This is a genomic window from Pseudomonas sp. FG-3G (genome assembly GCF_901007645.1).
Lineage (GTDB): Bacteria > Pseudomonadota > Gammaproteobacteria > Pseudomonadales > Pseudomonadaceae > Aquipseudomonas > Aquipseudomonas rhizophila.
Genome location: NZ_CAAKGZ010000037.1, coordinates 66039 through 78837, shown reverse-complemented (window position 1 = coordinate 78837; position 12799 = coordinate 66039). Strand labels below are relative to the sequence as shown.

Sequence of the window (12799 nt, the reverse complement as noted above, 5' to 3'; positions counted from 1 at the left end):
GCCCGCAGGAAAGTTCTTACGACAAGCACGGACACCTCCCGGCTGTCACAGCCCCCCGACAGTGCTAAGGTTCGGCCCTAGCTTTTGCATTTTCAAGGATGCCTTTATGCCGGACGCGACGTCCTTAAGCCCTGCTTTCATGGTGGTCCACGGGAATCGCCTTGATGAGTTGCGCAGCCTGGTGATCAGCTTGATGCGGCGCTACCCGCTGGGGCCTCTTGAAAATGAAATCGCGCTGGTTCAAAGCAATGGCATCGCCCAATGGTTGAAGCTGGCATTGGCTGAGGATCCGGAAGATGACGATACCGGTGGCTGCGGTATCGCCGCCGCCATTGATGTGCAGTTGCCCGGCAGTTTCATGTGGCAACTCTATCGAACGGTCCTGGGACGTGACGAAATTCCGGCCAAGTCGTTGCTTGATAAGGCTCCACTTACATGGCGGCTGATGCGCCTTCTGCCACAGTTGATTGAGCAGCCCCATTTCGAGCCCCTGCGGCGTTTCCTTACCCACGATACCGACTTGCGCAAGCGTTATCAGTTGTCCGAGCGTCTTGCCGATCTGTTTGACCAATATCAGGTGTACCGGGCGGATTGGCTGGAGGACTGGGTGGAAGGTCGGCACCAGACAAGAAATGTCCGGGGCGAAATCAAGCCGCTCGCGCCAGAAAACTGTTGGCAGGCCGAACTGTGGCGGGCCCTTTTGATGGATGTAGGGGAGCAAGGCATGGCCCAAAGCCGTGCTGGGGTTCATCAACGGTACATCGAGCGTATCAACAGTTTGGAAGTGGCTCCCAGGAACCTGCCCGCGCGGGTGATAGTGTTCGGCATTTCTTCTCTGCCGGCCCAAGTCCTTGAAGCACTTGCCGGTCTGTCACGGTTTAGCCAGGTTCTGCTGTGCGTTCATAACCCATGTCGCCACCATTGGGCGGACATCGTGGCCGACAAAGACCTGCTACGCCACCAATACAAACGCCAGGCCCGCAAGGCCGGAATGCCCGTTGTCCTCGACCCGCAGACCTTGCACCAGCATGCTCATCCATTATTGGCTGCGTGGGGCAAGCAGGGGCGTGACTATATCAACCTGCTCGACAGCTACGACGATCCCAACAGTTATCGCTCGGTATTTCGCGATGGACGGATCGACCTGTTCAGCGAGGGGAATCCCACGACCCTTCTCGGCCAACTGCAGGATGACATTCTCGAGCTGCGCCCCCTGAACGAAACCCGGGAACACTGGCCAGCGGTGGATACGGAGCAGGACGGGTCTATCCGTTTCCATGTAGCCCACAGTGCTCAGCGTGAGGTTGAAATCCTTCACGATCAGTTGCTGGCCCGCTTCAGTGCGGATCCGAGCCTGCGCCCCCGGGATATCATCGTCATGGTCCCGGACATCGACAGCTACGCACCGCATATACGCGCTGTGTTCGGTCAGCTTGAAAGGACTGATCCCCGTTTCATTCCTTTCACCCTCACTGATCAGGGCCAGCGTGGACGTGATCCGTTATTGATCGCCGTCGAACACTTGCTCAAGCTGCCGGATAGCCGCTTTCCGGTCAGCGAAATCCTCGATCTGCTCGATGTTCCGGCGTTGCGTGAGCGGTTCGGTATCGATGAAGCTGACTTGCCTACGCTGCACCGCTGGATCGAGGGTGCAGGTATCCGCTGGGGCATGAGTGCCGAACATCGTGCCGGACTGGGTTTGCCCGCGGAGCTCGAGCAGAACAGCTGGCGTTTCGGTCTTCGGCGCATGCTGCTGGGGTATGCCGTCGGCAGCGCGGGCGCTTATGACGGCATCGAACCCTATGATGAAATTGGTGGCCTGGATGCGGCGTTGATCGGTCCTCTGGTTGCGTTGCTGGATGCTTTGCAAGTCGCTCATCAGGAACTCACTCGGCCCGCATCACCGCAAGAATGGGGCTCGCGCCTACATGATCTGATGCAACTGTTTTTCCAGGCGAGCAACGAACATGACGACTATCTGCTGGCCCAACTCGAAGACTTGCGTGAAACCTGGCTGGAGACCTGTGAGTCGGTTGCCCTGCAGGATGAGTTGCCCCTGACTGTAGTCCGTGAGGCCTGGTTGGCAGGGTTGGATCAGGGCCGACTGTCCCAGCGTTTCCTGGCCGGAGCGGTCAACTTCTGCACCCTGATGCCGATGCGCGCGATTCCTTTCAAACTGGTGTGTCTGCTGGGTATGAACGACGGTGATTACCCGCGAGCACAACCGCCCCTGGATTTCGATCTCATGGGCAGCGACTATCGCCCCGGGGATCGTTCCCGACGCGAAGATGATCGATATCTGTTATTGGAGGCACTGCTTTCAGCCCGGGAAAAGCTCTATATCAGTTGGGTCGGACGCAGCATCCGCGACAACAGCGACCGTCCTGCTTCAGTATTGGTCGGCCAACTGCGGGATCATCTCGCTAGCGGTTGGCGGTTGGCGGATGACCGCGGGGACCTTCTTGAGGCGTTGACCCAGGAACATCCGCTGCAACCGTTCAGTGCTCGTTATTTTCATCAAGGCAGTGCGTTGTTCAGTTACGCCAGTGAATGGCGAATGCTCCACGGTGCCCACGAACACGCCGCCCAAAGCCAGGTGCTGGAACCCTATGTTCAGGAAGAGCCCTTGGGCCTTGGGCAACTGCAGGACTTTCTGCGCAATCCCGTCCGGCACTTCTTCAGTCAACGACTCAAAATATTCTTCGAGGCCATCGAGGCCCCTTTGGCAGATGACGAACCCTTCGTTCTCGATGCGCTGCAACGCTACAGCCTGAGCGACAGCTTGCTGGAGGCCGCCCTGGTTCGCCTCGATCAACCGGATCTGGCACTGGCCACTCATGCCAAAAGACTGCAGAACAGCGGCCTGTTACCGATGGCCGGTTTCGGTGAATGCATGCAACGTGAATTGATCGAACCCTTGCCTGATTTGCTCCAGCGTTACCAGCAGCTTCTGGCGTTATGGCCCACGCCGTTGACCAGTGCCTTGCCTGTCAGCTTGCAATTGCATGGCGTGAGCGTCGAGGGTTGGCTGAGTGGCCTGCACCAGCGTGCGGATGGAGCGGTTCTCACCATCAGCGCGATACCCAACGGTATTGGCTCTCCCAAGACCCGTAAATGGCATCGTCTGATTCGTCCTTGGGTCAATCATCTTGTTGCGTGCGCTAACGGCTTTTCGATGACGACGGCACTGGTGGCCAGTGATGACAGCTTGCTGCTGGCTCCTTTTGAAGAGCCCGTGGCACGACGGTTGCTCGGCGATCTATTGCAAGCCTGGCAGGCAGGTATGCGTCAGCCGCTTCCCGTCGCCGTGAAGACCGCCTTCGCCTGGCTCGGCCAGAGCGATCCAGCCAAAGCCGATGCGGCTGCTCGAAAAGCCTACGAAGGCGACGGGCAGAACTCTGAAGGTGAGCGGCGGGAAAGTCCGGCGTTGGCCCGGCAGTTTGCTGACTTCGATGCCTTGACGGCCGACGAGACATTCCCCGACTGGTGCGATGCACTTTACCGGCCACTGCTCGAAGCACCATGGCGTTCATTGGCCGGCGAGGAGGTAAGCTCATGACTCGCCAGCCGCCACTCGCCCTGGCCTTCCCGCTACGTGGCAGTCAATTGATCGAGGCCAGCGCCGGTACCGGCAAGACCTTTACCATTTCGGCGTTGTACCTGCGTCTGGTACTGGGGCATGGCGGCCCGGCTACCGGCTTTGGTCGCGAACTGCTTCCTCCGCAGATCCTGGTGGTGACCTTTACGGACGCTGCCACCAAGGAGTTGCGTGAACGTATCCGCATGCGTCTGGCCCAGGCGGCGCGCTTCTTTCGTGATGAAATTGCCGCCCCGGATTCGCTGATCGCCGAGTTGCGGGATGAGTTCGATGCAACGCAGTGGCCTGGCTGTGCGAACCGGTTGGACATCGCTGCGCAATGGATGGATGAAGCAGCAGTGTCGACCATCCATAGTTGGTGTCAGCGCATGCTGCGTGAACATGCTTTTGACAGCGGTAGCCTGTTTACCCAGACCCTGGAAACCGATCACAGCGACTTGCTCGGCGAAGTGCTTCGCGACTATTGGCGGCTGTTCTGCTACTCGATGCAAGGCGAGGCGCTGAATTGGGTGCGGACACATTGGGGCGGGCCCGCTGCGCTGCTGCCGCGAGTCAGAGGACTGTTTTCCAGCGAACGCGATGCTGCTGAGGGGCTTGAACCCGCCGAACTGATCGCCGCATCGCTTCAGGAGCGCAGCGCCGCCTTGCTCGATCTCAAGGCGCCGTGGCGGCAATGGGCCGTGGAGCTGCTGGAGATCTGTCAGCAAGGTGTCGCCAACAAAAGCGTCGACGGGCGCAAGATCCAGGCCCGGTACTTCGAACCGTGGTTCCAGAAAATCAATGCCTGGGTGGAGGACGAAAGCCTTGAGCTGTTGGACATCGGCAGCGGATTCACACGCCTGACCCCCGAGGGCATGGCCGAGGCCTGGAAAGGCGAAGTGCCCAGTCATCCCGGGCTGGACGCCATGTCCGGTCTCAAGGCCAGCCTGGAAGCCTTGCCCACTCCCGATGCCGCGGTGCTGCAACATGCCGCGCAATGGGTGGGGGCACGTTTCGAGGCGGAGAAACGGCGCCGCGCGGAGATGGGCTTCGACGATATGCTGCTGCGTCTGGACGCGGCCCTTCAGGCCGAGGGCGGAGAGCGGCTGGCGAGCTTGATCCGCGAACAGTTTCCGGTGGCGCTGATCGATGAGTTCCAGGACACCGACCCGATTCAATATCGCATCTTCGAAAGCATCTACCATATCGCAGAAAGCAACCCCGACACCGGGCTGTTCCTGATCGGTGACCCGAAGCAGGCCATTTACGCTTTTCGCGGCGCTGACATCTATACCTACCTGCGCGCCCGCGAAGCCACCGCCGGCAGGCTGCATACGCTGGGAACAAACTTCCGTTCCAGCCACGCCATGGTCAGTGCGGTGAACCATATTTTCCAGAATGCCGAATCTCGCCCTGAAGGGCGCGGTGCTTTTCTGTTTCGTGAACCGTCGGGCAAGAACCCGGTGCCGTTCCAGCCCGTTGAGTCCCAAGGGCGCAAGGAGTCCTTGCAAGTCAACGGGCTACCCGTTGCCGCAATGAATATCTGGCACCTGTCTTCTGATCAGCCGCTTTCCGGGGTGGTGTATCGGAAGCACATGGCGGCGGCTTGTGCCAGTGAGATCACGGCGTTGCTCAATGGCGGCCAATCGGGGCGCGATGGCTTTACGGTCGATGAAAAGACGCTCCAGGGATTACGCCCGGCGGATATCGCCATCCTGGTGCGTGACGGCAAAGAAGCTCAGGCCGTGCGCGACGAGCTGTCCGCGCGGGGAGTGCGCAGTGTCTATCTGTCCGACAAAGACTCGGTCTTCGCTTCACAGGAAGCGCGGGACCTGCTGATCTGGCTCAGGGCCTGCGCCGAGCCGGATGTCGAGCGGCCACTGCGGGCAGCGCTGGCCAGCATCACGCTGAATCTTGCGCTGACGGAGCTGGAACGTCTCAATCAGGATGAGCTGGCCTGGGAGCGTCGGGTCATGCAGTTCCGGGGCTATCGTACGGTCTGGCGTACCCAGGGCGTGTTGCCCATGCTGCGTCGCCTGCTACATGATTTCGAGCTGCCCCAGGCCTTGATGACGCGCAGCGACGGCGAGCGGGTGCTGACCAATTTGCTGCACCTTTGCGAGCTGTTGCAACAGGCCGCCGGTGAGCTGGATGGCGAGCAAGCTTTGATTCGGCATCTGTCCGAGCACCTGGCACTGTCCGGGCAGGCTGGTGAAGAACAGATCCTGCGCCTGGAAAGCGATGAGCAACTGGTCAAGGTGGTCACGATTCACAAGTCCAAGGGACTTGAATATCCACTGGTATTTTTGCCCTTCATCTGTTCGACGAAACCGGTGGATGGCAGTCGGTTGCCTTTGCATTACCACGATGAAGCCTGCAAGGCACAGATCAGCCTCAAGCCTACCGCCGAGTTGATCGCCAAGGCCGATGACGAGCGTCTGGCCGAGGATCTGCGGCTTCTCTACGTGGCCCTGACCCGCGCACAACACGCTTGCTGGCTGGGTGTGGCTGATCTCAAACGGGGCAATAACAACAGCTCGATCCTGCACCTGTCCGCATTGGGCTATCTGTTGGGCGGTGGTGTGCCGTTAGTCGAATCGGTGGAGTTGAGGCGCTGGCTGGAGGACCTGCAACAAGGCAGCGCAGTGGTCAGCTATCAGGAGATGCCCCAGGCCACCGACGAGCATTACCGGCCGCCTCGCAACGAAGCGGTATTGCTTGAGCCTTTGATTCCCCTACGCAAAGCCAGCGAAAACTGGTGGATCGCCTCCTACAGCGCCTTGCGTATCGGGGAAAGCCTGAGTGCGGGCAGCAATGATGCGCCGGAGAACCCGCAGGCTCAGAAGCTGTTCGACGATGAGCGGCTTGACCCCGATGCCCCAAGGGAAATTGTTGCCGTGGGTGGCGATATTCACCGCTTCCCTCGCGGCCCTGGTCCCGGCACATTCCTTCATGGCCTGCTGGAGTGGGCCGCTGGCGAAGGATTTGAAGCTACGCCAACCGCCATTGAGGATGCCATAGCCCGGCGCTGCAATCGTCGAGGTTGGAAAGGCTGGATCGCTACCCTGGGTGACTGGCTGCAACACCTGATCAAATTGCCTATGCACATAGGTGGTGACCAGGCGCCGGTGGTGCTCGAGAACCTGTCCCGGTTTCAGGTCGAGATGGAGTTCTGGTTTGCCAGCCACAAGGTCGATGTGCTCAAGCTCGACCAACTGGTTTGCCAATTCACCCATGGCGGTGTCGCTCGCGTGGCCGCTGAGCCGGTATTGCTCAACGGGATGTTCAAGGGCTTCATCGATTTGACGTTCGAGCACGAGGGCCGGTATTACGTGGCCGATTACAAGTCCAACTGGCTGGGTGTCGATGAGATGGCCTACACCGAGCAGGCCATGGAACAGTCAATCCTCGACAATCGCTACGACCTGCAATACGTGTTGTACCTGTTGGCCCTGCACCGTCAGCTCAAGGCGCGCCTGCCCGGCTATGACTACGATCGGCATGTCGGTGGGGCGTTGTATCTGTTCCTGCGCGGTACCCGCTCAGCCAGTCAGGGCGTTTACTTCACCAAGCCTCCACGGGCGCTGATCGAGCAACTGGACCGTATGTTCCAAGGGGTTTGCGAGCCAAAGGCTGAACCGGCATGGGAACAGGGGGAGCTGCTATGAAACGTTCTTTTGCCGATCTGTTACCCCAATCGTCTGATGACGAGAGCCTGATGGATCTGGCGCCGCTGAGCCGCGCGGATGACTTGCTGCTGTTGCTCACCCGCTGGGTCGAACGAGGATGGTTGCGCGCCCTGGACAAGGCATTCGTCGCCTTCCTCCATGAGCTCGCGCCTGAAGATGATCCGTTGGTGCTGCTTGCTGCGGCGCTCACCAGCCATCAGTTGGGTCACGGGCATGTCTGCCTGGATCTGTTCGAAACGCTCAAGGAGCCGGATTTCGCCCTGTCACTGCCGCCTGAAGGCGACTCGCAAACGGGGGTAGAGTTGTTGCCCTCGCAAATACTACGGACCCTCGATGGGGCTCACTGGTGCAAGGTCCTGGCTTCCAGTGCTCTGGTGGCCTTGGCCGTCGATGAGCATGAAGAAGCGCGGCAACGCCCTTTGGTGTTATCAGGTAAGCGGCTTTATCTGCGTCGTTATTGGGCTTATGAGCGGCGGATCGATGAGGCGTTGCGACAACGGCTTGCCGAACATGAAGCGGCACCTGATGATCTTCGCGAGCGTTTGAACGGGTTGTTCGGGCCGGCCAACGCCGCTGGCCCGATCGATTGGCAAAAACTGGCCTGTGCGCTGGCGACCCGTGGAGCCTTCAGTATCATCACTGGCGGCCCGGGTACCGGCAAGACCACCACGGTTGTGCGCTTGCTCGCCTTGCTTCAGGCGCCCGCTGTCGAGGCAGGCAAACCGCTGCGGATCCGCCTGGCCGCGCCCACAGGCAAGGCGGCGGCGCGTCTGACCGAGTCCATCAGCCAGCAGGTTCGCACCCTCGATGTGGTTGACGCCGTGCGCGAGCGCATTCCTTGCGATGTCACCACGGTCCATCGCTTGTTGGGCAGTCGGCCTGGCACCCGACATTTTCGCCATCATGGGGGCAATCGCTTGCCACTGGATGTGTTGGTGATCGATGAAGCCTCCATGATCGATCTGGAGATGATGGCCAATCTGCTGGATGCGCTGCCGACTCATGCGCGACTGGTATTACTGGGTGATAAGGACCAACTGGCTTCTGTTGAGGCCGGTGCGGTACTGGGGGACCTGTGTCGGGACGCCGAGGAGGGTTGGTACAGCCCCCGGACCCTGGCCTGGCTGGAGTCGGTCAGCGGTGAAAACCTGGCGGCCAGTGATCTGCGGCAAGACCTCGATGGCACTCATGCCTTGGCCCAGCAAGTGGTCATGCTCAGGCATTCGCGGCGCTTCGGCGAGGGCAGTGGGATCGGTCAACTGGCGCGTCGGGTCAACCAGCAACAACCGGAACAGGCCCGTCAACTGCTGCTCGAAGGCGAATTCACCGACCTGTTTTCCCTGGCGCTGAGGGGCGAACACGATGGGGCGCTGGAGCGCTTGTTACTCGACGGCAAGGCAGAAGGGCCGAAGGGTTATCGGCATTACTTGAGCCTGTTGCGTCAGCGCCGCCCGGCCATTTCCCGACCGCTTGAGGACAGCTGCTGGACCGATTGGGCTCGGGAAGTGCTGTCGGCTTTCGACGAGTTCCAGCTGCTTTGTGCCGTACGCAAAGGCCCGTGGGGCGTCGCGGGGTTGAACCAGCGCATCACCGCCGCACTGCTCAAGGCCCAGCTTATCGACAGCGATCATCAATGGTACGAAGGGCGCCCGGTTCTGATGACCCGCAACGACTACGGGTTGGGCCTGATGAATGGCGATATCGGTATCGCGCTCAAGCTGCCCGAGCGTGAGGGGCCAGACGCCGGCAAGCAGGTTCTGCGGGTGGCGTTCCCTCGTAACGATGGCCAGGGCGGTGTGCGTTTCGTCCTGCCCAGCCGCCTGAACGATGTAGAAACTGTCTTTGCCATGACGGTGCACAAGTCCCAAGGTTCGGAGTTCGCCCATACGGCTTTGATTCTTCCGGATGCGCTGAACCCGGTGCTGACGAAAGAATTGGTGTACACCGCCATTACTCGGGGCAAGCAGTGGTTCAGTCTGATAGAGCCGCGAGCGGGCGTCTTTGAAGAGGCGGTTCAGCGCAAGGTCAAGCGCTTGAGCGGGTTGATGCTGGCGCTGGAAGGAGCTGTCTGAGCGATCGACTTTCGCGATTCAGTGCCCAGGGCGGCTGTTCTGCACGCTTGTGTCGTAAGCGTCGTAGGGCGCTGCCTCGCTGGCTTTTTGGCACTGTGCTATCTTTCCGGCACTTATTGCATCGACCAAGAGACTTTCCATGAGTGTGGCTGTTCAGGAGACAGTGCGCCGCAAGGGCTGGAGGCAATATTTGCTTGCCGGCCTGCTGTGCTTACTGGCGCCTGTGGTTGTCGCCCAGGATCAGGCCACCACGACCCGGGCTGAACAGCGGGCCGAATCCGTCACCCAGGTTGTGTTGGGAATTCTCAGCTACGCCCGCTGGCCCGTGGAACCAGCGCAATTGCAGCTGTGCATTGTCGGGCCGACTCAATACACAGACGATTTGGTCAAGGGTACGACTCAGGCCACTGGCCGGCCTGTGACTGTGCAGCGGGTGCTGGCCGACCACCCCAGTATTGCCACTGATTGCAACGCGATCTACATCGGCAGATTGACCCATGACGAGCGCACCCGGCTGTTCGCGTCCTTGATCGGTAAACCTGTGTTGAGCATCAGTGAAGGTGGCGATCAGTGCACCGTCGGTAGCCTGTTCTGTCTGCGGGTCGCTGACGAACAGGTCTCGTTCGAGGTCAACCTGGATTCGGTGGCGCGCAGTGGCGTGCGCATTCACCCCAGCGTTTTACAGCTTTCACGTCGCAGGCCAGCAGCCCCATGAATCTGCCCACGGCACGGATCCGTCCCACACTGGGCTCGGTCATTGGTCGCGGTCACCTGATTGTCGCGTTGGTGGCGATCACCATGGCCAGTGTCTCCCTGACGTTGCTTGGTGTACTGGCGCTGCGAGTCTATGCCGATCACAACCTGCACCTGATCGCCCGCTCGATCAGCTATACCGTTGAAGCGGCCGTGGTGTTCGATGACTCAGTGGCGGCGACCGAGGCGCTGGCTGTGATTGCCTCCACCGAAGAGGTCGCCGATGCCGAGGTGTTCAACGAGCATGGGCGTCTGCTGGCTCGCTGGCAGCGACCGGAAACCGGCTTGTTGTCGGAATTGGAAAGGCACATCGCCAAAACCTTCCTGGAAAAGCCCATCAGCCTGCCAATCATCCATCAGGGACAGAATATAGGCGCAGTTCTACTGTCGGGACATGGCGGCAGCCTTTTGCGGTTTTTGCTTAGCGGCCTGGCGGGAATTGTCCTGTGCACGGCGGTGAGCGCCTGGGTGGCGTTGTATCTGGCGCGGCGCCAGTTACGCGCAATCACCGGGCCGCTGCGCAGCCTCGCCGAGGTGGCCCATGCCGCGCGCAGCGAACGCGCCCTCGACCGACGCGTACCGCCGGCCGCTATCGCCGAACTGGATAACCTGGGCAATGACTTCAACGCGCTGCTTGATGAGCTGGAGTCCTGGCAAACCCACCTGCAAAGCGAGAACGAAACCCTGGCTCACCAGGCCAGTCACGACAGCCTGACCGGATTGCCGAATCGGGCATTTTTCGAAGGCCGGCTGATCCGTGCACTGCGCAATGCCAACAAACTCGACGAGCAGGTCGCCGTGCTCTATCTGGACAGTGACCGGTTCAAGGGTATCAACGATAACTTCGGCCATGCTGCCGGTGATGCGGTGCTGACGGCGGTGGCGACACGGGTCCGGGCGCAGTTGCGTGAAGGTGACTTGGTGGCGCGCCTGGGCGGGGACGAATTTGCCGTGCTGCTTGCACCCTTGCACCGGACCGAGGATGCCGAACGGATTGCCGAGAAAATCATAGCCAGCATGGAAATGCCCATTCAATTGCCCGGCAATGCCTCGGTGCTGACCTCTCTGAGTGTCGGCATCGCCGTTTATCCTGATCATGGCGCTACACCAGGCGCCTTGCTCAATGCCGCCGATGCGGCGATGTATCAGGCCAAACGCCTCGCCAGAGGCGGTCAACACACGGCCGGGTCGGAGCACCCGGTTGCTGATCTTCACGCCAGGAGCTGACTCGTGCGCCTATATCCTCAACTCTCCCTGCAGCGCTTCGCCGCGCTTTTGTTCATCACCGTTCTGGCCCTGACCGGCTGCCAGACGACACCCCAAAAAGGTCTTACCCCGGCGCAAGTCGCCGTGCTCAAACAACAAGGGTTCGAATTGACTGATGAGGGATGGGCTTTCGGCCTGTCCGGCAAAGTACTGTTTGGTAGCGATGTGGAAACCCTCAACCCGGCCAGTACCGAGATTGTCGAGCGAATCGGCAAGGCTCTGCTGGGGGCCGGAATCGAGCGGGTGCGGATCGATGGTCATACCGACGCATCAGGCTCCCCAACCTATAACGAACAACTGTCGATACGTCGGGCCAGCAGCGTGAGCAAGGTATTGATTGGCGTGGGCATGCGCGAAGAAAACGTTCAAACACGGGGGCTGGGCAGTAGCAGGCCAGTGGCCTCCAACGACACGGTCGAGGGGCGCACCGAAAACCGTCGCGTCGCCATCGTGGTCATCGCCGACTAGTCGGCGAATACCATCTCTCGGCTCTCGCCCATCAACAATGGCTGATTCTGCTCAGTCACTTCGCGGATGTAATCCCACAACAGCGTGATGCGTTTGAGCTTCCTCAAATCCTCCCGGCAGTACATCCAGAACTGCCGGGTGACGGTGATTTCCTCCGGCAGCACCGGCAGCAGGCGCGGATCCTGGGCGGCGAGGAAGCACGGCAGGATCGCCAATGATCGTCCTTGCTGCGCTGCCACGAACTGCGCAATCACGCTGGTGCTGCGCAGGTGAGCATGGGCGCCGGGTAATACATTCGCCAAGTAGAGCAGCTCGGAACTGAACGCCAAATCATCCACGTAGCTGATGAACGAATGCTTGCTCAGGTCCGCCGGTCGGTGGATGGGAGGATGGCTGTCCAGGTATGGCTGGGTGGCGTAGAGCTGCAGTCGGTAGTCGCACAGTTTGCAGCACACATACGGGCCATGTTCGGGGCGTTCGAGGGCGATGACGATGTCGGCTTCGCGCTTGGAAAGGCTGATGAAGTGCGGCAGCGGCAGGATGTCCACGGAAATGGCCGGGTAGGCATCGACGAAATGACTCAGTTGCGGCGTGATGAAGAAGCTGCCGAAGCCCTCGGTACAGCCCATGCGCACGTGGCCGGACAACGCCACCCCAGAGCCTGACACCTGTTCGCAGGCCATGTGCAGGGTGCTTTCGATCGATTCGGCGTAACCCAGCAGACGCTGGCCTTCGGCGGTCAGGACAAAACCGTTGGTCCGGGATTTTTCGAACAGCAGCGTCCCCAACGAGGCTTCCAGCGAGCTGATGCGCCGCGAAACCGTGGTGTAGTCGACGGCCAGGCGCTTGGCCGCGGTGCTGGCCTTGCGGGTGCGGGCCACTTCGAGGAAAAACTTGAGGTCGTCCCAATTCAGCGACCCCAGGGAGGTGATGTTTTTTTGCATGATGGACCGGTTTTTATGTGCGTTCTTATT

7 protein-coding genes are annotated in these 12799 nt (G+C 60.3%); 6 read left to right on the top strand and 1 reads right to left on the bottom strand.

The window, feature by feature from the left end; genetic code table 11:
- Positions 1–106: 106 nt before the first annotated feature.
- The 6 genes from recC to PSEUDOMOFG3G_RS23965 all read left to right on the top strand — a co-directional run bounded on the left by recC (position 107) and on the right by PSEUDOMOFG3G_RS23965 (position 11825).
- Positions 107–3559, top strand: coding sequence for an exodeoxyribonuclease V subunit gamma (gene recC, locus PSEUDOMOFG3G_RS23990; protein WP_139051227.1), 3453 nt, complete (start codon positions 107–109; stop codon positions 3557–3559).
- Positions 3556–7245, top strand: coding sequence for an exodeoxyribonuclease V subunit beta (recB, locus tag PSEUDOMOFG3G_RS23985; RefSeq protein WP_139051226.1), 3690 nt, complete (start codon positions 3556–3558; stop codon positions 7243–7245). The genes recC and recB overlap by 4 nt, the downstream gene beginning before the upstream one ends.
- Positions 7242–9338 (top strand): exodeoxyribonuclease V subunit alpha, encoded by a 2097-nt coding sequence (recD, locus tag PSEUDOMOFG3G_RS23980; RefSeq protein WP_139051225.1) that lies wholly within the window; start codon positions 7242–7244, stop codon positions 9336–9338. Before recB ends, recD begins: the two co-directional genes overlap by 4 nt.
- Before the next feature lie 139 nt (positions 9339–9477).
- A complete protein-coding gene (locus tag PSEUDOMOFG3G_RS23975) occupies positions 9478–10053 on the top strand; it encodes a YfiR family protein (protein ID WP_076386458.1) in 576 nt (191 codons plus the stop codon).
- A complete protein-coding gene (locus tag PSEUDOMOFG3G_RS23970) occupies positions 10050–11318 on the top strand; it encodes a diguanylate cyclase domain-containing protein (RefSeq protein ID WP_047229522.1) in 1269 nt (422 codons plus the stop codon). The genes PSEUDOMOFG3G_RS23975 and PSEUDOMOFG3G_RS23970 overlap by 4 nt, the downstream gene beginning before the upstream one ends.
- A 3-nt stretch (positions 11319–11321) precedes the next feature.
- Positions 11322–11825 (top strand): OmpA family protein, encoded by a 504-nt coding sequence (locus PSEUDOMOFG3G_RS23965; RefSeq protein ID WP_139051224.1) that lies wholly within the window; start codon positions 11322–11324, stop codon positions 11823–11825.
- Here the strand turns inward: PSEUDOMOFG3G_RS23965 and PSEUDOMOFG3G_RS23960 are convergent.
- Positions 11822–12769: a LysR family transcriptional regulator gene (locus PSEUDOMOFG3G_RS23960; RefSeq protein WP_139051230.1), complete on the bottom strand. Its 948-nt coding sequence runs from the start codon at positions 12767–12769 to the stop codon at positions 11822–11824. The two genes, PSEUDOMOFG3G_RS23965 and PSEUDOMOFG3G_RS23960, sit on opposite strands and share 4 nt — an antisense overlap.
- Positions 12770–12799 lie beyond the last annotated feature (30 nt).

Bases quoted from the DNA above. Each gene is read 5' to 3' on its own strand.
- recC (WP_139051227.1), top strand. From the start codon at position 107: ATGCCGGACGCGACGTCCTTAAGCCCTGCTTTCATGGTGGTCCACGGG.
- recB (WP_139051226.1), top strand. From the start codon at position 3,556: ATGACTCGCCAGCCGCCACTCGCCCTGGCCTTCCCGCTACGTGGCAGT.
- recD (WP_139051225.1), top strand. From the start codon at position 7,242: ATGAAACGTTCTTTTGCCGATCTGTTACCCCAATCGTCTGATGACGAG.
- PSEUDOMOFG3G_RS23975 (WP_076386458.1), top strand. From the start codon at position 9,478: ATGAGTGTGGCTGTTCAGGAGACAGTGCGCCGCAAGGGCTGGAGGCAA.
- PSEUDOMOFG3G_RS23970 (WP_047229522.1), top strand. From the start codon at position 10,050: ATGAATCTGCCCACGGCACGGATCCGTCCCACACTGGGCTCGGTCATT.
- PSEUDOMOFG3G_RS23960 (WP_139051230.1), bottom strand. From the start codon at position 12,769: ATGCAAAAAAACATCACCTCCCTGGGGTCGCTGAATTGGGACGACCTC.